The 21,718-nt window shown below is 50.4% G+C and carries 15 protein-coding genes; 6 read left to right on the top strand and 9 right to left on the bottom strand.

Annotated features, from left to right (window positions below):
- From pmbA to ACTHTG_RS03205, 3 genes are all read left to right on the top strand, one after another.
- Positions 1-1,332: a metalloprotease PmbA gene (pmbA, locus tag ACTHTG_RS03215; protein WP_308538366.1), complete on the top strand. Its 1,332-nt coding sequence runs from the start codon at positions 1-3 to the stop codon at positions 1,330-1,332.
- Positions 1,333-1,418: 86 nt separating this feature from the next.
- The gene (locus tag ACTHTG_RS03210; RefSeq protein WP_308538367.1) at positions 1,419-2,588 is read left to right on the top strand and encodes a glycosyltransferase; all 1,170 of its coding nucleotides are present in this window, start codon (positions 1,419-1,421) and stop codon (positions 2,586-2,588) included.
- Positions 2,589-2,742: 154 nt separating this feature from the next.
- Entirely contained in the window at positions 2,743-3,252 is a 510-nt protein-coding gene (locus tag ACTHTG_RS03205) for a cold-shock protein (protein ID WP_308538368.1), read from the top strand.
- A gap of 93 nt (positions 3,253-3,345) precedes the next feature.
- Here the strand turns inward: ACTHTG_RS03205 and smc are convergent, their stop codons facing one another.
- On the bottom strand, positions 3,346-6,831 hold the full coding sequence (smc, locus tag ACTHTG_RS03200; RefSeq protein WP_308538369.1) for a chromosome segregation protein SMC: 3,486 nt from the start codon (positions 6,829-6,831) through the stop codon (positions 3,346-3,348).
- 362 nt (positions 6,832-7,193) lie between these two features.
- On the opposite strand from smc, the gene ACTHTG_RS03195 reads away from it, so the two are divergent.
- Entirely contained in the window at positions 7,194-8,630 is a 1,437-nt protein-coding gene (locus tag ACTHTG_RS03195; protein WP_004519414.1) for a transferrin-binding protein-like solute binding protein, read from the top strand.
- A gap of 60 nt (positions 8,631-8,690) precedes the next feature.
- Here the strand turns inward: ACTHTG_RS03195 and ACTHTG_RS03190 are convergent, their stop codons facing one another.
- Positions 8,691-9,485 carry a thymidylate synthase gene (locus tag ACTHTG_RS03190; RefSeq protein ID WP_039861983.1) on the bottom strand — a complete coding sequence of 265 codons (795 nt, stop codon included), beginning with the start codon at positions 9,483-9,485 and terminating at the stop codon, positions 8,691-8,693.
- A 413-nt stretch (positions 9,486-9,898) separates the two neighbouring features.
- Here ACTHTG_RS03190 and gdhA point away from each other — a divergent pair, with 413 nt between their 5' ends.
- On the top strand, positions 9,899-11,233 hold the full coding sequence (gdhA, locus tag ACTHTG_RS03185) for an NADP-specific glutamate dehydrogenase (protein ID WP_039861980.1): 1,335 nt from the start codon (positions 9,899-9,901) through the stop codon (positions 11,231-11,233).
- A gap of 64 nt (positions 11,234-11,297) precedes the next feature.
- Here gdhA and recG read toward each other — a convergent pair whose 3' ends face one another.
- The 4 genes from recG to grxC form a co-directional block, all read right to left on the bottom strand.
- Positions 11,298-13,337, bottom strand: coding sequence for an ATP-dependent DNA helicase RecG (recG, locus tag ACTHTG_RS03180; RefSeq protein WP_039862031.1), 2,040 nt, complete (start codon positions 13,335-13,337; stop codon positions 11,298-11,300).
- Positions 13,338-13,583: 246 nt separating this feature from the next.
- A complete protein-coding gene (locus ACTHTG_RS03175) occupies positions 13,584-16,628 on the bottom strand; it encodes a TonB-dependent siderophore receptor (RefSeq protein WP_004519409.1) in 3,045 nt (1,014 codons plus the stop codon).
- 263 nt (positions 16,629-16,891) lie between these two features.
- Positions 16,892-17,326, bottom strand: a complete 435-nt coding sequence (gene secB, locus ACTHTG_RS03170) for a protein-export chaperone SecB (RefSeq protein WP_003745844.1) — start codon at positions 17,324-17,326, stop codon at positions 16,892-16,894.
- Between the two features lie 21 nt (positions 17,327-17,347).
- Positions 17,348-17,605, bottom strand: a complete 258-nt coding sequence (gene grxC / locus ACTHTG_RS03165; RefSeq protein ID WP_003684090.1) for a glutaredoxin 3 — start codon at positions 17,603-17,605, stop codon at positions 17,348-17,350.
- A gap of 237 nt (positions 17,606-17,842) precedes the next feature.
- Here grxC and ACTHTG_RS03160 point away from each other — a divergent pair, with 237 nt between their 5' ends.
- Complete coding sequence (locus ACTHTG_RS03160) at positions 17,843-19,336, top strand: Rne/Rng family ribonuclease (protein ID WP_049335464.1); 1,494 nt, start codon at positions 17,843-17,845, stop codon at positions 19,334-19,336.
- Between the two features lie 58 nt (positions 19,337-19,394).
- On the opposite strand, the gene ACTHTG_RS03155 is transcribed toward ACTHTG_RS03160, so the two are convergent.
- From ACTHTG_RS03155 to ACTHTG_RS03145, 3 genes are all read right to left on the bottom strand, one after another.
- Positions 19,395-20,063 carry a membrane protein gene (locus ACTHTG_RS03155; protein WP_049335462.1) on the bottom strand — a complete coding sequence of 223 codons (669 nt, stop codon included), beginning with the start codon at positions 20,061-20,063 and terminating at the stop codon, positions 19,395-19,397.
- Between the two features lie 30 nt (positions 20,064-20,093).
- Positions 20,094-20,720 carry a phosphoribosylglycinamide formyltransferase gene (gene purN / locus ACTHTG_RS03150; protein WP_049335461.1) on the bottom strand — a complete coding sequence of 209 codons (627 nt, stop codon included), beginning with the start codon at positions 20,718-20,720 and terminating at the stop codon, positions 20,094-20,096.
- Between the two features lie 97 nt (positions 20,721-20,817).
- Positions 20,818-21,633, bottom strand: a complete 816-nt coding sequence (locus ACTHTG_RS03145) for an FKBP-type peptidyl-prolyl cis-trans isomerase (RefSeq protein WP_070504422.1) — start codon at positions 21,631-21,633, stop codon at positions 20,818-20,820.
- Positions 21,634-21,718 lie beyond the last annotated feature (85 nt).

Here is a 21,718-nt window from a genome sequence, read left to right as displayed (position 1 = left end):
ATGCTGTTTAACCACACACCGGACGAGCTGTTGCGCTTGTGCGGACACACGCTGGATTTGGCCAAACAATCCGGCGCCACCTCGGCCGAAGCCGATTTCAGCGAGTCGCTCGGTCAAAGCGTCAGCGTGCGCTTGGGCGAAATCGAACAAATCGAGTTCCAACAAGACAAATCTTTAGACATTACGGTCTATGTCGGTCAACGCAAAGGTCGCGCCAGCACTGCCGACTTTTCCGAACGCGCCCTGCAAGATACGGTCAAAGCTGCCATCGATATTGCACGCTATACCGCCGAAGACGATTGCGCCGGCCTTGCCGACGCTGCCTTGATGGCAACCCATATCGGCAACCTCGACCGCTACCACGAATGGGATTTGAGTACCGAATCCGCCATTGATTTGGCCAAGCAATGCGAACAGGCCGCGCTGTCAACGGACAAACGCATTGAAAATTCCGAAGGCGCATCGGTTCATACCGGCCATTACCAATACGTCTACGGCAACACCCACGGCTTTGCCGCACATCAGCAAAGCACGCACCACAGCATTTCTTGCAGCGTGGTCGCCAGCGACGAGCATGGCATGCAGCGCGACTATTGGTACGATTCTTCCTGCCGTCACGAAGACATGGACGCGCCCGAACTCATCGGTAAAACCGCAGCCGAACGGACTTTACGCCGTCTGAACAGCCGCAGCGTTCCGACCGGCAGCTATCCCGTACTGTTTGACACCACTGTCGCCGTCGGCTTAATCGGCCACCTTATCGGCGCACTCAGCGGCGGCGCGCTCTACCGCCAAAGCAGCTTCCTGATTGACAGCATCGGCAAACAGGTGCTGCCCGAGTTTCTCAGCCTGCGCGAAGAACCGCATATCCTACGCTCGTTCCGCAGCACTTATTTCGATGCCGAAGGCGTCGCCACGCAGCCGCGTTTTGTGGTGAAAGACGGTATCGTCGAAGGCTATTTCCTCAGCAGTTACAGCGCGAAAAAGCTCGGTATGCAGACAACGGGCAACGCCGGCGGCGCGCACAATCTGTATCTGAACCATACCCACGCCACGCAGGCCGACCTGTTGAAAGAAATGGGGACAGGTTTGCTGGTTACCGAATTGATGGGGCAAGGCGTCAACGGCATTACCGGCGACTACTCGCGCGGCGCGGCCGGATTTTGGGTGGAAAACGGCGTCATTGCCTATCCGGTTCAGGAAATCACCATTGCCGGACGTTTGCAGGATATGTACCGCGACATCATCGGCGTGGCAGACGACGCATTACGCCGTTCGTCCAACCAAATCGGCTCCATCTTGGTTTCTAAAATGACGGTTGCCGGCAATTGATTGAACTAAATATACAAAAGGCCGTCTGAAAGATATCTTTTCTTTTCAGACGGCCTCGCCGTTATCTACTTCCATAAAAACACATCATGCATATTGTCGTTATCCCCTCTTGGTATCCTTCTTCCGAAACCGACGTGGACGGAATCTTTTTCCGCCTCCAAGCCCAAGCCCTGCAACGCGAAGGCATGAAAATCGGCATGGTCGTACCCATGTTCCGCTACTTGAGAAGCCAGCCGAAAACCATCTTCTCGCGCTTCTACGGCCTGCGCCGCCATCAGCAAGGCGGACTCAACACTTACGCCTACGACAGCATGTATTTCTTCCCGCGCTGCCCGGTTGTCGACATCGACCGCATCCGCTGGGTCAATGCAGGCATGAAAGCTTTTGAAGCCTATATCGCCGACAACGGCAAACCCGACGTAATTCACGCCCATTGCGTCAACTATGCCGCCATTTTGGCCTGCGCCATCTTCAAAAAATACGGCATTCCCTATGTGATTACCGAACACAGCAGTGCCATTTCACGCGGCCTTGTCCGCAAAAACCAATGGCCGTCCATGCACGAAGCCGTGCGCCACAGCGCGGCACGATTCGCCGTCAGCCGTGATTTCTGCCGTATTCTCGAAAACACCTACGCCGGTACAGACTGGCAATACCTGCCCAATATGCTGGGCGGCAATTTTGAACAGGATTTCGAGTTCCCCGAGAAAAACAATCAAGACTTCACCTTCTGCAGCGTCTCCCACCTGCGCCACCTCAAAGGCCACGACCTGCTCCTGCCTGCTTTTGCCGAAGCACTCAAAACCTATCCGCAGCTCAAACTCAAAATTGGCGGCGGCGGCGCAGAAGAAGGCCGTCTGAAACAATTGGCAAGCGACTTGGGCATTAACCACGCTGTTACCTTTACCGGCGCATTGACCACCGACCAAACCCTAGACCTTATGCGCCACAGCAACGCATTCGTCCTCGCCAGCCGTACCGAGACCTTCGGCGTCGTCTATATCGAAGCACTGTCGCAAGGTTTACCCGTTATCGCCACACGCTGCGGCGGCCCCGAATCCATCGTCACTTCCGACAACGGCCTGCTGGTGCCAATCGAAAACATACCGGAACTGACCAAAGCATTGCTCACCCTCTACGAAAACCATGCACAATACGATCCCGTCCGCTTGCGCCAAGATTGCCTGCAACAATTCGGCAGCCGTGCCATTGCGCAACATCTGATCGACACCTTCCAAAAAGTGCTTAATAAGTAGACATAAACCATACAGGCCGTCTGAAATCCTTCAGACGGCCTGCCTGCTTCCAACAAGACAAATCTAGTGTAAAATTAAGACAATAACCAAACTTTTTGATTTAAAATCAGTCCAAAGAAAAACTGTTACCTATAATAATATCCCCACAAACATTATGCGCTATTACGGAACGATTACTCGCTGGAACAACAAGCGCGGCTTCGGTGCCGCTACCATAGAAGACACAGGCCAAGAAATCTTTCTTGCCCTTGCCGCCTTCACTACCCTTACCCGCCTTCCGGCTGAAGGGCAACACATCTCCTTCAACATCACAGAAGGCCGGCGCGGCCGCAAAGAAGCCGAAAACGTCTGCTTCGCCCTCGATTGCGCCGACTGCTTCGATGTCCTCGTCCCTCCCCCCGAAAAACCCCTTGCCGGCAAACAAGCCATCGTCGGCCTGATTGCCGTTATCTTCGTCTGCAGCATTTTCGCCGCCTTGTGGTACGGCCTCCACTTTTCCGACAACACACCGGAAGAGCCAGCCGTCAAAAAACAAGAAACCATGGTTCACGAAGTAGCCGCCAAAATCGAAGCCGAACGCAAAGCATGGCGCGATGCCGTCAACGGCAGCAACCAACGCTCGGGACAGTCTCAACGCGCCAAAGATAATACTTCAAAACAATAACGCTTTATCCAATACAAAAAGGCCGTCTGAAAAAATGGGAAGATGAAATTATAGATTTCTTCCTCATTCTTTCAGACGGCCTTTGTTCTTACCTCAATTCGGCTCTGCCATTTCCAACGCCTGTTTGATGTCCACGGCGACGACGCGCGAGACGCCTTTTTCCTGCATGGTTACGCCGACGAGCTGCTCTGCCATTTCCATGGTCAGGCGGTTGTGGGAGATGTAGAGGAACTGGGTTTGCGCCGACATTTCTTTGACCAGGTTGCAGAAACGCGAGGTGTTGGCGTCGTCCAGCGGGGCGTCGACTTCGTCCCAAAGGCAGAACGGAGCGGGGTTGAGGCTGAACAGGGCGAACACGAGGCTCATGGCGGTGAGGGCTTTTTCGCCGCCGGAGAGGAGGTGGATGGTGCTGTTTTTCTTGCCGGGCGGACGCGCCATGATGGACACGCCGGCGGTCAGGAGGTCGTCGCCTATCATTTTGAGGGTGGCTTCGCCGCCGCCGAACAGGGTCGGGAAGAAGGTTTGGACTTTGTCGTTGACGGCGTCGAAGGTTTCTTTGAAACGCGCTTTGGTTTTATCGTCGATTTGGGCGATGGCTTCTTCCAAAAGTGCGATGGCGGCCTGCACGTCTTCGCTCTGGCTGCGGTAGTAGCCGTCGCGTTCGCGCGCTTCTTCGAGTTCTTGCAGGGCGGCGAGGTTGACGGCACCGAGGGCTTCGATTTGCTGGGTGAGGCTGCCGATGCTGCTGTTCAATACTTTCGGCGATTCTTTCGCCAAGGCTTCGAGCGCATCCAAATTGGCGGCACGTTCGGTCAGGTTTTGATGGTAGCGTTTGGCGTTGATCAGGGCTTCCTGCTGCTGCAACAGGGCGGTTTGGGTGGCTGCCTGAAGCTGCGGCAGCTTAGTTTGCAGGGTTTGTACGCGGGCGTATTGTTCCCTGCCTTGCTCCTGAATCTGCGCAAGTTTTTCTTGTACGACAATATATTCTTCATCCAAGGTCTGTACGGCTTCGCTCAATTCTTCAAGCTTGATGTGCTGCTCGTCGTTTTGGAACTCGGTTTCATAGGCGAGGGCAAGTTCTTGTTGGCGTTCCTGCCAGTCGAAGGTTTGCTGTTCAAGCTGGGCGATTTGCTGCTGGTAGTTTTGTTTTTGCTGGTTGAGCTTGTGGACGGCGACTTCGGCAAGCCCGTATTGGCGGTTGGCTTCCAACAGGGCAAGCTGCGCCTGTTTCAGACGGCCTTGCTGCTCTTGGCGGCTATGTGCGGTGGTTTGCTGTTGGTGTTCGAGTTCGGCGGCGGCTTCCTGCAAAGTAACGATGTCGTCTGAAAGCCCGTCGGACGTGTGTTGCAATACGGTCTGTTCTTTCGCCAACTGCGCCAGTTCGCGCTCGATGTGTTCGCGGCGGATTTGCCCTTGGTTGGTGCGCGCCAAGAGTTCGGCGGCGCGTTGCTGCGCTTGACTGTATTGGCGCGTGTGCTGCTGTTGCTGCTGCATCAGGTTTTTGTGCTGCGTTTCGGACGAGCGCACGGCAACCTCCGCCTGTTTGAACGCGGCTTCGGCGGCAGAAAGTTCGGGGGCGAGGCTTTCCAGTTCGGACGCGATGCCGTCGAGACGCGCTTTTTGGGTAATCAGGCTTTCCTGCGCAGGTTTGGCATAAAGCAGGACGCTGACTTTATCGACCTGATGGCCTTCGGGCGTAAGCCAGATTTGATGTGCGCTCAAATCGCTTTGATGCGCGAGGGCGTAGCTCAAATCGGGCGCGCACAATATGCCGTCAAGCCAGTGGTGCAATGCCGTCTGAAACGGCGGCTGCGCTTGGATTTGGTTCAGCAATGCCTGTACGGGCAGGGATTTCTTGATACCGCCGGAGAGGTCGTCTGAAAGCCATGCAGCCTGCCCCTGCGGCAAAGGCGTGGGGGGAACGAAGCTGTGCGGTACGGAGCGGGCGTGCAGGCGTTCGGCAAGGATGACGGACAAGGCGTGCTGCCACTCGGCGGGTGCGATGATGTGTTGCCACAGTTGCGGCGCGGTGGCGTGGTCGGTTGCCTGCCAGAAGTCGGCGGCTTCCTGCTGTTGCGACAGGATTTGCGACAACGCCTGCTGCTGCGCCTGCAAGGTGATGTGTTGCTGCTTCAGGCTTTGGAAGCGGTTTGAGGCCGTCTGAAACGCTTCGCGGGCGGCGTGTAGGGCTTCTTCGGCGGCAATGATTTGTTCTTCGTAATGCTCTTGCTGGCTTTGCAACAAGGCGGAGGCTTCCTGCGCGGCGGCGGTCTCGGCTTCGTCGGGCAGGTTCAGGGCTTGGTTTTCCTGTTTCAGACGACCTTTGCGCTCTTCGTGTTTGGCAACGGTTTGTTCGGCATGGGTAAGCTGCTGCTGTTTCAACGCCAGTTCGCGGCGGATGCGGTTTGCCTCGTCCTGCTGGGTTTGGAAGGCGGCGTTGAGCGTGGCTTGTGCTTCTTCCAATTCGGGCAGACGCTCTTCGTGTTCGGCAACCTGCATCGCCCATTCCGCCAACTCGGTTTGCTTTTCTTCGACCTGCAACTCGTTTTCTTCCAGCTTGACGCGGATTTGCTGCTGTTCTTGATGGATGCGCTGCAACTGCGCCTGCGCTGCCTGCTTGTCGCGTTCGATGCGTTGGTGCAGGTTTTGCTGATGGCGGATTTGTTCTTCCAAACGGGCAATCTGCTCGCGCAACACACCGCGTTTGTTGCTCAATTCATGTACCGCCTGCTGTTGCGACTGTTCGGCGGTCTGCAAGGTGTGTACTTCGTCGTTTAATGCCTGAACCTGCGCGGCGGTTTCGTCCTGCTGCGCCTGCAAAGACTGATGCTGCGCGGTCGCTTTGTCGGCAGCGGCAAGCGATTGCTGCCATTGGGCGTAATCGAGCAAATCCTGTTGCTGGTTCAACTGCGCGGTCAGGGATTTGTAGCGTTCGGCGGTTTCCGCCTGTTTCTCGAGCTTTTCCACCTGACGCGCCAACTCGTTCTGCAAATCGCCCAAACGCTGTAAATGCTCGCGTGTGCCTTTCAGACGGCCTTCCGTCTCCTTACGGCGTTCCTTATATTTGGACACGCCCGCCGCCTCCTCGATATAGGCGCGCAACTCCTCCGGCCGCGCTTCGATGATGCGTGAAATCATCCCCTGCTCGATGACGGCATAACCGCGCGCGCCCACGCCCGTACCCAGAAACAAATCAGTAATGTCGCGGCGGCGCACGGTCTGATTGTTGATGAAATAAGTCGATTCTCCCTGACGCGTTAGCTGTCGCTTGATGCTCACCTCGGCATACTGCCCCCACGCCCCCTGCAAACTGTGGTCGCTGTTGTCAAACACCAGCTCCACCGAAGCCCTCGGCGCAGGACGGCGCGTCGCCGCACCGTTAAAAATCACGTCCTGCATACTCTCGCCGCGAAGCTGCTTCGCCGAAGCCTCGCCCAACACCCAGCGCACCGCGTCAATCACATTCGACTTGCCGCAGCCGTTCGGCCCGATGACCGCAACAAGCTGCCCCGGCACATGAATCGTAGTCGGGTCGGTAAAAGATTTGAAGCCGGAGAGTTTGATGTGGGTAAGGCGCATGGCAATGTTTCGAATCGGAAAAGAAGGCGTATTTTAACGGAAATACGCTTATCCGTTGAGAGAAAAGCATCCATAAAGTCCGACTGCTTTTTTATCTTCAAAAGGCCGTCTGAAAAGTTTGTTAAAAAGAAACAGACTAGCTATAGAACTCACTAAAATATTCAAAATAAATTCATATAAAACAATTAACTAAGAAAATATCCACCCAACCATCTTCCCTTTGATTAATTTTTGTACAGAAATGCAAACAAACTGTTTATTTTTTTATGATTTATGGTTATTATCAGATATTAAAGGTTTAAAAATCAGATAAACGATCTCTCCGACCTTTTAATCAAGCGAATAACCATACAGGGAATCTCATGTCAAACATCCAAACCAAACTTAAAACCATCGTTTTTACAGCCATCAGCGCAGCCATCTTGTCCGCATGCGGTGGTGGCGGAGGCGGCGGTTCATCTGCTTTAAGCACCGGCGCAACTCCTACCAATAATACCGGCAACTCTGCTGGCAACAATGGCAATCCTGCCAACAACAGCAATGCCAACACTCCGAAAGCTCCGTCTACTACGCTTACTAACAGTGCCGACAACCTTGCCGAACTGACCGATGAAGCTCCAATCGATCCGGCCAACGTTACCCAGCCTTTGCACACACATTTCATCTCTTCCAAAGGTGCACAGCAATCCAACCCTAACGTACAAATCCGCAAAGATGCCGCAGGCAAAATGTTCCAAACGGACAATCAAGACCGCAACCAAAATGGTCTGATCAGTTCTATTGACTTTAACAGCAATGATGAAGTCAAAATGGACGGCGTTGTATTATTTAATAAGACCTCTAATGGCAACGCAACCCAACCTACATGGACAAGTTACGCTTCTGTTATTGCCAAAGTATATTCAAAAGGCAATACTCAAACTGATGTCAGCGAACAAACGGGCAAGGAGAAAAATACCGAATTCGCATACGGCAAATCAACTTTGGATGACAAAATTGCTGAAGATTATAAAAAATTAAAGGCTGAAGAAGAAAAGCTTGAAAAAGAAGAAAATCCAGAAGCAGGTCCAGTTAACAATAAAAAAGTAACGGAGATCAAAGCAAAGATTGAAGAATTAAAGACTTCACACGCTAAAAATCTTGAAAATCGAACTAAACTAGCAGAAATTAATGAGAATGTTAGCAATAATCTAGCCTATTTCCGTCCAGACCAAGATGGCTTGGTATTCGACAAACAATTCGACGGTGTCTATGTCATCAATTTTGGCGATGGCACAGAAATTGTGTTGCATGATCCTTCTGCGGCCGGCTGGACATATCAAACCTTCGCGCATTACACCGACCCTAAAGGACATGTATACCAAGGCTACCAAAGCCTGGGCGATGAAACTGTCTTCACGACCCTGCCTGCTAAAGGTACAGCCACCTACAAAGGTATTTCTACTGCCTATGTGGTTACCGATAATAACAATCGTCAGTTGACTTCCAATGTCATGGCTATCGTTGATTTCGGCCTCAAAGGTATCCGTTTTGAAACATCAAACTCACACTTCCATACTTTGGAAAATGGTAAGCGCGTATCCAAAGCAGATAAAAACTACGATTTCAAAGGTACGGCAAGCTGGAAAGACGGCAACCTCTTCTCCGGCAAAGTCAGCACGGCCGATGACAAGTTAAGTGGCAACCTGAACGGCAAATTTTACGGCCCCAATGCTGCAGAAATTGGCGGCACTTACGGCTTGAAAAACAAAGATGCAACCGAACACTTAATCGGTGGCTATGGCGCGAAACGTCAATAAATCTACCTAAATAAAAAGGCCGTCTGAAGTTTCAGACGGTCTTTTGTTTTTTAACTTGGATTACACCGATACGGCTGCTTTGATGTGCGGATGCGGATCGTAGCCTTCCAATTCGAAGTCTTCAAATTTGAAGGCAAACAAGTCTTTGACTTCAGGGTTGATTTTCATGGTCGGCAGTTTTCGGAAATCACGGCTTAATTGCAGCTGGGCCTGCTCGATATGGTTGCTGTACAAATGCGCATCGCCAAACGTATGGATAAACTCACCGGCTTCCAGGCCGCACACTTGCGCCATCATCATGGTCAACAATGCGTAGCTGGCGATGTTGAACGGTACACCAAGGAAAATATCGGCGCTGCGTTGGTAAAGTTGGCAGGATAGTTTGCCGTTGGCAACGTAAAACTGAAACAGCGCGTGGCAAGGTGGTAAGGCCATTTCGTCGACCAAAGCCGGATTCCATGCCGATACAATCAGACGGCGCGAGTCGGGATTTTTCTTGATTTGTTCCACCACGTTGGCAATTTGGTCGATATGGCGGCCGTCGGGAGCGGGCCAACTGCGCCATTGGTAGCCGTAAACCGGGCCTAAATCGCCGTTTTCGTCCGCCCATTCGTCCCAAATGGAAACGTTGTTGTCTTTCAGGTATTTGATGTTGGTATCGCCTTTGAGAAACCAAAGCAGCTCATGAATAATCGAACGCAGATGCAGTTTTTTGGTGGTCAACAGCGGAAAGCCTTCACTCAAATCAAAACGCATTTGGTAACCGAACACGGACCGCGTGCCGGTGCCGGTACGGTCGGATTTGTCGATACCATTGTCGAGAACATGGCGCATAAGGTCGTGATAGGCTTTCATGTGTTTCCTTAATGTATGTGTTGTGGGAATTTCGTGTGTATTGTACCGAATTTTCAGACGGCCTGCCTCTCTGTCTTCAATGGGGCAACCTTCCCCATATTCGCGTAGTACACTCATTAACAATGTTGACAATTTAGCGCTAATTTACATAAATTTTTGAGCTGAATTAAATTTTTACAAAAAAATTTCAACATTTTCTAGTTTAATTACTAAGCATTTTATTTTTATTAGAATATATTTAATAAAATATTTTTAAATATTTTTGATTAAATTTGAAATATAATTCCATTTTTACAAATTGGTAAAAAAATAATGTCAACAATCCAGGCAAAATTCTTCTTGGCAAGTAAAATTTTTACAGCTATATTTCAAAACATAAATATTGAAATATCTCACTCAATAGGAGTAGAAAAATGACCGACCTGAACACTCTATTTACCAATCTCAAACAACGCAACCCCAACCAAGAACCCTTCCACCAAGCCGTTGAAGAAGTGTTCATGAGTTTGGATCCGTTTTTGGCAAAAAACCCGAAATACACCCAACAAAGCCTGCTTGAGCGTATTGTTGAGCCAGAGCGCGTGATTATGTTCCGCGTCACTTGGATGGACGACAAAGGCCAAGTCCAAGTCAACCGCGGCTACCGCATTCAAATGAGCTCCGCCATCGGCCCTTACAAAGGCGGCTTGCGCTTCCACCCTACCGTCGATTTGGGCGTATTGAAATTCCTCGCTTTTGAACAGGTCTTCAAAAACGCACTGACCACCCTGCCTATGGGCGGAGGCAAGGGCGGTTCCGACTTTGATCCTAAAGGCAAATCCGATGCCGAAGTAATGCGCTTCTGCCAAGCCTTTATGACCGAACTCTACCGCCACATCGGCGCCGATACCGACGTTCCTGCCGGCGACATCGGCGTAGGCGGCCGCGAAATCGGCTATCTGTTCGGCCAATACAAAAAAATCCGCAACGAATTTGCTTCCGTCCTGACCGGCAAAGGCCTCGAATGGGGCGGCAGCCTGATTCGCCCTGAAGCCACCGGCTACGGCTGCGTGTATTTTGCCCAAGCCATGTTGGAAACCCGCAACGACAGCATTGAAGGCAAACGCGTGTTGATTTCCGGCTCCGGTAACGTGGCGCAATACGCTGCCGAAAAAGCCATCCAACTGGGTGCAAAAGTATTGACCGTTTCCGACTCCAACGGCTTTGTCCTCTTCCCTGATAGCGGTATGACCGAAGCGCAACTGGCCGCTTTGATCGAGCTGAAAGAAGTACGCCGCGAACGCGTGGCCACTTACGCCAAAGAACAAGGCCTGCAATACTTTGAAAACCAAAAACCGTGGAACATTGCGGCCGAAGTTGCCCTGCCTTGCGCCACCCAAAACGAATTGGATGTAGACGCTGCCAAAATCCTGCTGGCAAACGGTTGCTATGTGGTTGCCGAAGGTGCGAACATGCCGTCAACTTTAGGCGCAGTCGAACAATTTATCAAAGCCGGCATCCTCTACGCTCCGGGCAAAGCCTCCAACGCCGGCGGCGTAGCAACTTCAGGTTTGGAAATGAGCCAAAACGCCATCCGCCTGTCTTGGACCCGTGAAGAAGTCGACCAACGCCTGTTCGACATCATGCACAACATCCACGAATCCTGCCTGAAATACGGCAAAGTCGGCGATAAAGTAAACTATGTCAACGGTGCGAACATTGCCGGTTTTGTCAAAGTAGCCGATGCTATGTTGGCACAAGGTTTCTAAACCTCTATCCAGCCAAACCAAAGGCCGTCTGTTTTCAGACGGCCTTTTTCTTTTCATGCAAATTTTATACGCCCAAATAACCTTCCCTGCTGGAAAGCCATCTTGCCAAATGCGCTTCGACGATTTCAGGGTTTTGTTCGATTAACATGGGCGCGATTTCGCGCGCTTGTTCCAAGAGGTGCAGGTCTTCTTCAAGATTGGCAAAACGCAGCATGGGGACGCCACTTTGGCGCGCGCCGAGAAATTCGCCGGGGCCGCGAATGTTGAGGTCTTGGTGGGCGATTTCGAAGCCGTCGGTGTGTTCGTAGATGACTTTCAGCCGCGCTTTAGCGAGTTCGCTCAAGGGTTCGGCAAACAGGAGGACGCACACGCTTTCTGCCGCGCCGCGCCCTACCCGCCCGCGTAATTGGTGCAGCTGCGCCAAGCCCATGCGTTCGGCGTGTTCGATCACCATCAGGGCGGCGTTGGGTACATCTACGCCGACTTCGATGACGGTGGTGGCGACCAAGACGTTCAGATGGCCTGCGGCAAACTGAGCCATGACTTCGGCTTTTTCGGCGGCCTTCATGCGCCCGTGTACCAAGCCGATGTTGAGTTCGGGCAAGGCTGCCTGAAGCTGGGCTAGGGTTTCGGTGGCGGTTTGCAGTTGCAGGGTTTCGCTTTCTTCAATCAGCGGGCAGACCCAGTATGCCTGCTGTCCTTTGCGGCAGATGTTGAGGACGAAGCCTTCGACTTCGGCGCGGCGGATGTTGTTGACTAGGCGGGTTTTAATCGGGGTGCGCCCGGGCGGCAATTCGTCGATGACGGACACGTCCAAGTCGGCGAAGAAACTCATGGCGAGCGTGCGCGGGATGGGCGTGGCGGACATCATCAGCTGGTGGACGTCGCGCCCTTTGCTTTTGAGGGCGAGACGTTGGGCAACGCCGAACCGGTGTTGTTCGTCCACAATCACCAAGCCCAGATTTTGGAACTCGACGTCGTCTGAAAACAGGGCGTGCGTGCCGACGGCGATTTTGACGGTGCCATCGGCGAGTTTGGCTTTGGCTTCATCTTTGGCTTTTTTGCGCTGGCTGCCGGAAAGCCAAACGACTTCAAGGCCTAACGGCTCAAGCCATTGTTTGAACTTGATAAAATGCTGTTCTGCAAGGATTTCAGTTGGTGCCATTACAGCCACCTGCGCGCCAGATTCAATGGCGGTCAAAGCAGACAAGGCGGCAACGATGGTTTTGCCACTGCCGACATCGCCTTGCAGCAGGCGGTGCATGGGGTGGGTTTGCGCCATATCGCGGCAGATTTCGGACACGACTCTTTCTTGGGCATCGGTCAGGGCAAACGGTAAGGCGTGGCGCAAGGCTTGAGTCAATATGCCGTCGCCGCCCAATGCCGTGGCTGAGCCGCTGACACGCTTCTGCCGCGCCAAGCGCATGGAAAGCTGTTGCGCCAAAAGTTCGTCGAATTTAAGCCGCTGCCATGCGGGTAGCGCGCCGTCGGAAAGCTGGTGGATGGTGAAACTCGGCGGCGGCGAATGCAAAAGGCGCAGGCTTTCGGCAAGGTGCGGTAGTTTCAGACGACTCAATAAGGCATCGGGCAGCGTGTCGTGTAGCGGCGTAACGTCCAACGCCGTCTGAATGATGCGACGCAAAGTGGGCTGGTTCAAACCATTTACGGTCGGATAAATCGGCGTGAGGCTTTCCGCCAAACCGCTGCTCTCGGCATCGCGGATTTTGGGATGAATCATCTCGTCGCCGTGAAACCCGTGTTTGATTTCGCCCACGGCTCGGATGCGTTTGCCGACCGCCATCTGTTTCTGGTTGCTGGCGTAAAAGTGGATGAAACGCAAAAAAAGGACGCTGCCGGAACCGTCGGCGATTTGGACAATCAGCTGCTTGCGCGGTTTGAACGTGACTTCCTGATGGATGACCTCGCCCTCAACCTGACACGGCACGCCGATCGGCGCATCCTTAATCGGCATGATGTGCGTCTCGTCCTCGTAACGCAGCGGCAGGTGCAACACCAAATCCCATGCGGTATGGAGGTTGAGTTTTTCGAGCTTCTTAGCAGAGACATCGGTAATTTTGAGCTGTTTTTGGGTTTCGGGCGTCATCTTAAAAGGCAGCTGATTGAAAGTTTGCTGTATTTTATCCGAAAACAAAAAGGCCGTCTGAACGCAATGTTTCAGACGGCCTTCAAAGCTGAATACTTGAAACGAATTAATATTTGAAAATACGCCGGCTATCGAATCAACTTCAGCCATTGTTAGGAAACAGCTTTCAAAAAAGAAGGATATTCAACCCATACTTTTATGAATTTAGCCAATAATGTTTACATACCCAATCATTATCCATTCTCTCTAGAAATGCCAATCCAATTTCAGTTTAACTGTCCGCGGTTCGCCATAGAAATTGTTTTGACCTCGCGTACGGTTGTAGTTATTTTCAAAATACGTCCTGTCAGCCAGGTTAGTTCCTATCAGGCTGATTCTGCCGTGTTTGTGAAAGTCATATTGAACAAAGCCATCTATAAGTCCGTAGCCTCCTTGGCGAATATTGTAAAGGCTACTTGTACGACTTTGTGCAGATATTCCGCCACCCAAGGTTAACTTAGTTTGAGGCAAGCGGTAGCTTGTACCGAGGCGGAACATATGTACCGGCGTGAAGTTACTGAAGTTATACGGGTCGGCAGTCGTATTTTTCTCCAACCGCTCCGCATTGACTTCTGCCGCATTTTTATACTTACTTTTGTTATATGTGTAGCCAACAAAAATACGCCAGTTTTCCGACAATTCGCCAGCCAATTCAAGTTCTGCACCGCTGCTCTTAACCTTACCCACAGGTTTAGCGATGGTTTGGAATGAGCCTCCGTTACTACTAGTATCAGGAACAAATCCGAAATCGACAACGGTACGGTTTTTCTGCTGTAAAACAAACAAGGCAAGCGAAGCATTCAGACGGCCTTGCAAGAACGACCCTTTCCAACCTATTTCATAGTTAGTCCCGATGAGTGGTGGAAGAACGGATTTGCTGGTTACATCAACGTTATCCTGTTGTTTAAAAATCTTAGTATAGCTGGCATACAAGCTTTGTTGCGGTGTCAGGTCGTAGGTAATGCCAGCATATGGCGTAAACCTATGGCTTTGCATTTTTGAGGTGTAATGCTCTTTGTCGATTTTGTTACTGCTCTCAGTTTGGAATGCCGTAGCAGGCTGGCCGTAGCGTACAGGCATTTCTTTGGCTTGTGTGGTTTCATAGCGCGTATAGTGCATACCACCCAAGAGATGCAGACGGTTGGTCGCATTAAAGCGCGTGCTGACAGTCAAAGAATGTGTTTTATTCGTGTTAAGGTATTTCGAATAATTGTATAACGCCGGAACATGATCATCTGCAACCTGAACAGTTTTCCACAGCGGTATTTTCAGATATTGGTTTGCCCATTTCAAATTTCCCTCTTCATCCCGCTCCTGTATTTTGTTTCCATTTGCATCCAATTCATAAACAGGATCTTGCACCATTACGCGCTCACCATTGTCGTTGACTGTCCAGACAGGCTTGCCCTCCGCATCCAAACGGGGAGTATATTTGGTAACATGCGCGCCACTGCATTCCGGCACATAGATTTTGTTATTACCTTTTTCGTTATAAATATGCCAATCTGGTTCGACAATGCCTTTTTCTAAAGGATTACGCTCCGGACCATCGGGATGAATGCCGCAACTGCCTGCACCTGCATAACCTTGAGGACGGACAAAATAACGGTTTTGATATATTTCCGTATAGGCAGAACGGATTTTTTCATTGTTATACGCATAGCCGACAAAGAAATCATGTTCACGCCCAAGCAGGCGGTAGTTACCTGTCAGATCCAGCTTAAAGCCCCATTGCACATCATGTTTGGTATAGTGCAACGGCATGAAGTTGTAACGGCGGTTGTATGTGTGGCGAAGATTGTATGCTGAGTCGTATAGACGGTTGGGAAACAGGCCTTCTGCATTGTTAATAATGCCTTGCTTTGCAAGCTCCTTATCAACAAACTCTTTTTTATCTACTTCTACACCCGGATCCTGCCAGTCGTTGCACAGGAAATCCAAACCAATGTCCTGCATACATTGATCAAAACCTGCCCGACGTGCTGCCGCTCTTTGGGAGCGATATTGTTCAAAAGCAGATGCATCGAAACGATGGGCAACATAATCTGCTTTTTTCTCTTCATATGTTTTAGTGACACCATCACGATATTCTTTTAATTTTGCCAACGCCTTGTCTTTAGGCTCAAAAGGAATAACCTCCCCCTTCTCGGTTAAGAAACCCGTTGCCTCAGATGCTGAAATACCTGCCGCGTGTTCGTTTTTCAGAAAAAATTGTCCGACTTTGGCATCTGAATCATTATGCGTATAAGAAATTTCTGCATTGAGTTGCCATCCATTGTCAAAGACATGTTTGAAACCGGAAAAAATATTGTATTTATCAGCATTCAGGCGTGACCATGAGGTTTCACCCAAATAAGTTTTACGTGGCAATTTCAAAGGATTGTTACAGGCAGGACTGGAGCTGAAGGCCGCAGTTTTTTGATCCTCACAAGGTAAAATCACGCCGGCAAAATCGGGAATGTCTTTATTTTTCTGATAAGTGCCGCCCAATGTCAGCATACTGTTATCACTCAAATCCGTATCGATCACGCCATAAACCATGTCTTTCTTGTTCCATACACCCTCTTTAAAAGAACGGTGGTCCTCATGAACACCAACCAGCCTACCGCGTACCGTATGTTCATTATTCAAGCTTCCAGATACATCCAAAGCCAAACGCTTGCTGCCCCTATGGTCAGTGCTGATTTCACCTGTATGCTTAAACAGAGCTGTTGGCCGCTTACGGATTAAATTAATGGTTCCACCCGGTTCGGAATTGGATTGAGTAAGACCGGTTGCACCTCTAACAACCTCAATGTGATCATAAACAGCAAGGTCTGTGCTCGGTGAGACATCGATTTTTGCCGTATAGCCCGAACGTCCAGACACATTCGTGGTAATACCGTCTTCACCAATCTGATCAACATAGAAACCACGAGACAAAAAACGAGTTTGTAGACCCGAATCCCGAACCACGTTGATTCCCGTAGTGTTTTTCATTGCCTCTTCTAAAGAATATATTGCTTTATCATCTAGCTGCCGACGCGTCATTACGCTCACCGACTGCGGCGTATCCTTACCTGAAATACGCAAGCCAGTCGCCGTTGCCATCGTTCCGATTGTATAAGACTGACTGCGCTCGGTATTCCTTTGTGCCTGCCGTTTGCCACTGACCTTGACCGTATCCATGTCTACATGTTCCACTTCTTGATGTCCCGTATCTGCAAAAACAGTTTGGCAAGGCAGCACTAATAACAAACAAATTGTTTTCATTTGAAAATCAGGTTTCACAACTATTTCCTTAATTAATAGAATCTATTTATCTGCTAGATAAAAATTACAATTTATTGATTTTAAATGGTATATAACCTATAAAATTTAAAATTAGATCGTAATGATAAACGATATCATTATATACTTATTGCATTAATATATGAACTTTTTGTTATAGATTTTTTCTTATGTCCTGATTTTTAGATAAAAAAAGGCCGTCTGAACGCAATGTTTCAGACGGCCTCAATTTAGGTATAACGCGATTAAGCGTTAGCTTCCTGTTGTTGTTGGTAGATTGCTTCGAAGTTGATCGGAGCGAGTAATACAGGTGGGAAGCCGGCGCGGGTTACGCTGTTGGAAATGGCTTCGCGTGCGTAAGGGAACAGGATGTTTGGACAAGCAACGCCCAGCAGCAGTTGTACGTCTTCTTCAGGAATGTTTTCCAGACGGAAGATGCCGCTTTGGGTAACTTCGTTCAAGAACATGGTGCGCTCTTCGTTCAGTTTGGCAGTCACGGTAACGGTAACGTCAACGCTGTAGAAGCCGTCTTCCAGTTTGGTGTTGCCGGTAGAAACGCGCATATCGACTTCAGGCTCGCCTTGTTCCAAGAAGATTTGTGGTGCATGAGGCACTTCCAAAGACAAGTCTTTTACATACAGACGCTCAACGCTGAATACGGGTTGCAATTCTTCGCTCATTTTATTTTCCTAAGTTAAGGGTTAAGGATTCAGTAATTCGTCCAACTTGCCTTCCTGCTGCAAGCGGTACAAATCGGTAAAGCCACCGACATGGGTATCGCCGATAAAAATCTGCGGCACGCTGCGCTGGCCGGAAAGCTGCTGCATTTCGGCAAAAACTTCCGGATTGCCGTCGATGCGGATTTCGTTGATTTCTTTCACACCCACCGCCTGCAACAGCCTTTTCGCCATGGTGCAGTACGGGCAATATGGACCGGTATAAACAGTAACGGTTTGCATGATTTCTTCCAAAATACCAATGTTCATGACTATATGGGCATAAGCGTTATTTTACAAGTGTTCCCGCCGTACGGTTGTAAAAAACATTCAGACGGCCTCTTGGCCATAAACATTTGTGCAGATGCGGAAAAACCATAATTAAAGTATGATAAGCGCTTTCGCAGAATGACTTTTGCCATTTGTTTTTTGGAGAAGGACACATCGCAAAAGTTTTTCTATTCAAAATCAGGTATCCCCATGCTTTCAGGAATTCCCATCCCCAAGGACGCCGTGCGTCCGTCCGAAACCGTCCTCGTCAACATCACGCCGCAAGAAACGCGTGTGGCCGTTTTGGAAGAGAACAATATCTGCGAGCTGCACATCGAGCGCAACAGCGGCCACAGCTTGGTCGGCAATATTTATTTGGGCGTCGTCAAACGTGTCCTCCCCGGCATGCAAAGCGCGTTCATCGATATCGGATTGGAACGCGCCGCATTTCTGCATATCGTCGACGTCCTCGAACAACGCCGCAATCCGGACGAAACCCAACGCATCGAACACATGCTCTTTGAAGGCCAGTCTGTCTTGGTTCAGGTCATCAAAGACCCCATCAATACCAAAGGCGCGCGCCTATCCACCCAAATCTCACTGGCCGGCCGTTTCCTCGTCCATCTTCCGCAAGAAGACCACATCGGCATTTCCCAACGCATTGAAGACGATGCCGAACGCAGCAGTTTGAGGGAGCGCCTCAACAATCTGCTGCCCGAAAACGCCTGCCACGGCTACATCATCCGCACCAACGCTGAAAACGCCTCCGATGAGCAACTGCAATCAGACATCAACTATCTGACCAAAGTGTGGGAACACATTCAAAAACAAGCAAAAATCCAGCCGCCCGAAACCCTGCTCTATCAAGATTTGCCTTTGAGCCTGCGCGTTTTGCGCGATATGTTCAGCCTCGATACGCACAAAATCCTGGTCGACTCCACTGAAAACCACCGCCGCATGACCCAGTTTGCCGAACAATACGTTCAAGGTGCATTGGGCAGAATCGAACTGTTCAAAGGCGAACGCCCCCTATTTGAAACCCACAACATCGAGCAGGAAATCGCCCGCGCCCTGCAACCGCGCGTCAACCTCAACTTCGGCAGCTACCTCATCATCGAGTCCACCGAAGCCATGACCACCATCGATGTCAACACCGGCGGCTTTGTCGGCGCGCGCAATTTTGATGAAACCATCTTCCGCACCAACCTCGAAGCCTGCCACACCATCGCCCGCGAACTTCGCCTGCGCAATCTCGGCGGCATCATCATCATCGACTTCATCGATATGGCGCAGGAAATCCACCGCGAAGCCGTCCTGCAAGAGCTTGCCAAAGCCCTCAGTTTCGACCGCACCCGCGTCACCCTCAACGGCTTTACCAGTTTGGGCCTTGTCGAACTGACCCGCAAACGTTCGCGTGAAAACTTAAGCCAAATCCTCTGCGAACCCTGCCCTTCCTGCCAAGGCCGGGGCCGTCTGAAAACGCCGCAAACCGTGTGCTACGAAATCCAACGCGAAATCGTCCGCGAAGCGCGCCGCTACGATGTCCAAGCCTTCCGCATTTTGGCCGCTCCGAATGTCATCGACTTGTTCCTAGACGAAGAATCACAATCGCTGGCAATGTTGATAGACTTTATCGGCAAGCCGATTTCACTGGCAGTCGAAACCGCCTACACGCAGGAACAATACGATATTGTGTTGCTGTAAAGATAAGAAGGCCGTCTGAAAACTTTTCAGACGGCCTTCTTGTTTGAGCAAATAAAGATTACGGTTTCACTACTTTACCGTTGATTTTGACGGAAGTCAGTTTCAGGTTGTAGGTTTTACCATCATCGGTATAGCTGATTTGCGCAGGGATATTGTCGATATCGGAAGCAAACGAGTAAGTAACGGTATCGTCACCGCGGCGGACGCGATATTTGCTTACAGGCGTTGTACCGCCGTTCAGTTTATAGCTTTCGCTGCCGATTTTGTTCATGCTGCCGACGGTGTACAGTTTTTTACCGTTGGTAATTTTCAAACCTGACGGCAGGCGCACGTCATTGGCGGCCAGTTGCCATGCCAAAGTGAACAAGTCCATGGCTGGGCCGGATTTTTCGGTTTTCAAATCACCTGCTTTGCCGTAAGTGATGTTGCCGCCGGAGAATTTGGCCTCGGCATACAATTTACCGCCGCGTACATCTTTGTAGTAAGACGGATGCAGGGTCGTGCCGTTGATGCTGCCGCCGGATTCAAAGCGGATATTGTAAAGCGGTACTTTGATGGTAGAGACGATTTTGTATTGGTTGCCGCTGCGTGTAAAGGTCATGGTCGCAGGAATACCGTAGCTGCCTGAGTATTGTAAAACGGCAGATTGCGGCAATTCAGCGGCTTGCGCGCCGACGGAGGCTGTGAACAGGGAAAGTGTCAGCAAGGTTGTTTTAATCGGATTCATGATGTTTTCCTTGTGTGTATGGTGTTTCAATCAAGCCAGCAGGCTTTGACCGGCGGCATTGTGTTGTGCATTCAAAACGCGGTTGCCTTCGATTTTCAGACGGCCTGCAACAAAATCGGCAACGGCTTGCGGAAACAGCTGGTGTTCAACCGTCAGCACGCGTGCGGCAACGTCGTCGGCAGTATCGCCGTCCAAAATAGGCACAATGCCTTGCGAAATAATCGGGCCGCAATCCAGCTCAGGGGTTACGAAATGGATGGTGCAGCCTGCCACTCGGCAACCTGCTTCCAATGCGCGCTCATGGGTATGCAAACCGGTAAAGGAAGGCAGGATGGACGGATGGATATTGATCAGGCGGTTTTCATAATGGGCGCAGAATTCGGGAGTCAAAATGCGCATAAAACCCGCCAACACCACCAAATCCGGCTGATAGGCATCGATTTTTTCCATCATGGCCTGATCAAATGCCAGACGCGAGTCGAAGTTTTTATGGTTTAAACTGTCGGTGGCTATACCGCGCTCTGCCGCCCATGCCAATCCGGCTGCGGTCTCGTTGTTACTCAATACGGCTGCAATGTTGGCATCAAGAATATCGGCATTCACAATCGCCTGCATATTGCTGCCGCGTCCGGAAATAAGGATGACGATGTTTTTCATCATAATTCCTTGTTGGTTTGGAACAAAGGCCGTCTGAAACGGAATTTTTTCAGACGGCCTATTATCCGTTGTTTAAGGGCGTAAGCCTTGATTCGGATTATTGAACTTTTTGTACGTCAACTTGTACTGGTTGTTGTGCAGCAGCATCAGGAGCGCCGACTTTAACCAGTTTCACGTCGAATACCAAAGTAGCGTTCGGGCCGATTTTATCGCCGGCGCCCACTTCGCGGTAAGCCAATTTAGCCGGGATATAGAATGTTGCTTCGCCGCCTTCTTTCAAGAGTTGGATACCTTCAGTCCAACCTGGAATCACTTGGCTTACAGGGAAGCTGACTGGGCCGCCGTTGGCTTTGCTGCTGTCAAATACGGTACCATCAATCAGACGGCCTTCGTATTCAACGGTAACCATGTCGTCTTTAGTTGGTTTTTTACCTTCGCCTTCTTTGGTGATTTTGTATTGCAGACCGGAAGCGCTGGTTTTCACGCCTTCTTTAGTCGCGTTTTCTTTTAAGAACGCTTCGCCTTTTTCCAAGTTTACTTTGGCATCTTCAGCACGTTTGGCAGCCGCTTTTTCTTGTTGCTCTTGCAGGAATTTCATCATCACTTCCTGAGCTTGAGCTTCAGTCATTTTAACTTCTTTACCTTCAAACATGGCCTCCATGGCTTCGGTGAAGACTTTCAAATCAATTTCCGTACCTTGGTCTTTCATTTGTTTCAATGAACGGCCGATGTCCACACCCATTGCGTAGCTGGCTTGTTGGGCAGTAGAACCGATGGCAGAAGCATCTGCAGTCGCATTTGAAGCTGCGGAAGCAGCAGGGGCGTCTTTAGCGGCAGTGTCTTTTTGGTTGCAAGCAGTCAGTGCCAACAAAGCAGACAAAGCCAATGCGCTGAATTTGAAAGTTTTGTTCATGATTATGTCTTTTCCGGAAAGGTCAAAAAAGGGGATTATAGCTGAGTTTGATTGAAATGGAATCAAGGTGGATTAAAATTTGTAA

The organism is Neisseria sp. P0017.S009, from assembly GCF_051957375.1.
In the GTDB taxonomy this organism is placed as follows: domain Bacteria; phylum Pseudomonadota; class Gammaproteobacteria; order Burkholderiales; family Neisseriaceae; genus Neisseria; species Neisseria perflava.
The sequence above is the reverse complement of the archived record's forward strand: the minus strand, read 5'-3'. Positions and strand labels throughout refer to the sequence as shown.

Coding starts and splice junctions, on each gene's coding strand:
- grxC (WP_003684090.1), bottom strand. CDS start 17,605: ATGCAAACCGTTACTGTTTATACCGGTCCATATTGCCCGTACTGCACC.
- secB (WP_003745844.1), bottom strand. CDS start 17,326: ATGAGCGAAGAATTGCAACCCGTATTCAGCGTTGAGCGTCTGTATGTA.
- recG (WP_039862031.1), bottom strand. CDS start 13,337: ATGACGCCCGAAACCCAAAAACAGCTCAAAATTACCGATGTCTCTGCT.
- purN (WP_049335461.1), bottom strand. CDS start 20,720: ATGAAAAACATCGTCATCCTTATTTCCGGACGCGGCAGCAATATGCAG.
- ACTHTG_RS03145 (WP_070504422.1), bottom strand. CDS start 21,633: ATGAACAAAACTTTCAAATTCAGCGCATTGGCTTTGTCTGCTTTGTTG.
- pmbA (WP_308538366.1), top strand. CDS start 1: ATGCTGTTTAACCACACACCGGACGAGCTGTTGCGCTTGTGCGGACAC.
- gdhA (WP_039861980.1), top strand. CDS start 9,899: ATGACCGACCTGAACACTCTATTTACCAATCTCAAACAACGCAACCCC.
- ACTHTG_RS03195 (WP_004519414.1), top strand. CDS start 7,194: ATGTCAAACATCCAAACCAAACTTAAAACCATCGTTTTTACAGCCATC.
- ACTHTG_RS03205 (WP_308538368.1), top strand. CDS start 2,743: ATGCGCTATTACGGAACGATTACTCGCTGGAACAACAAGCGCGGCTTC.
- ACTHTG_RS03160 (WP_049335464.1), top strand. CDS start 17,843: ATGCTTTCAGGAATTCCCATCCCCAAGGACGCCGTGCGTCCGTCCGAA.
- ACTHTG_RS03155 (WP_049335462.1), bottom strand. CDS start 20,063: ATGAATCCGATTAAAACAACCTTGCTGACACTTTCCCTGTTCACAGCC.
- ACTHTG_RS03210 (WP_308538367.1), top strand. CDS start 1,419: ATGCATATTGTCGTTATCCCCTCTTGGTATCCTTCTTCCGAAACCGAC.
- smc (WP_308538369.1), bottom strand. CDS start 6,831: ATGCGCCTTACCCACATCAAACTCTCCGGCTTCAAATCTTTTACCGAC.
- ACTHTG_RS03175 (WP_004519409.1), bottom strand. CDS start 16,628: ATGAAAACAATTTGTTTGTTATTAGTGCTGCCTTGCCAAACTGTTTTT.
- ACTHTG_RS03190 (WP_039861983.1), bottom strand. CDS start 9,485: ATGAAAGCCTATCACGACCTTATGCGCCATGTTCTCGACAATGGTATC.